We start from the raw sequence: 507 nt of genomic DNA on the forward strand, positions 1-507 counted from the left end.
TGCCATCCGCTCCCACTGCGCGTCGCTGAGAACCAAGCGATCCTGAACGCTCAAGGCTGTCCTCCAAAAGACAGCCTTGAATCACGCCTCCCGCTGAACGTGAACCCCAACAGTCCACACACCCTAGGACTTCAGCCCCGCCCCGACCTCACACAAGGCGGCCTCCGGCGGATGGGTACCGACTACCTTTTGCAGATTGCCATGCTCGGCGGCTACCTCGCGCGTCACCACGATCCGCCGCCCGGCACCATGGTCGTGTGGCGCGGCCTTACCCGCCTGCACGACATCGCCGTCGGTATCACCATCGGCGCCGGCCGACGATGTGGGTAACGGGAAGCCTCGTCGGATGGGTACCGTTGATCCCGCGCTCGATCGCGAACGTAAGCGCTCGGCGGCGGGCCTTCCGGTCAGGCAGCGTGAGCGACGGGCGGGGCCGGCGTCCAGTTCCAGGGGAGCAGGTCGGCCAGCCGCTTTGCCGGATGGTCGGCGATGCGGGTGAGCACGTCG

At 67.1% G+C, this 507-nt stretch carries 1 pseudogene; it reads left to right on the top strand.

Annotation, left to right across the window (positions count from 1 at the left end):
- Nucleotides 1-330, top strand: a pseudogene (locus Q8W71_RS32865) (hypothetical protein); the annotation flags it as partial.
- Nucleotides 331-507 lie beyond the last annotated feature (177 nt).

This window comes from Methylobacterium amylolyticum (assembly GCF_030700245.1).
Lineage (GTDB): Bacteria > Pseudomonadota > Alphaproteobacteria > Rhizobiales > Beijerinckiaceae > Methylobacterium.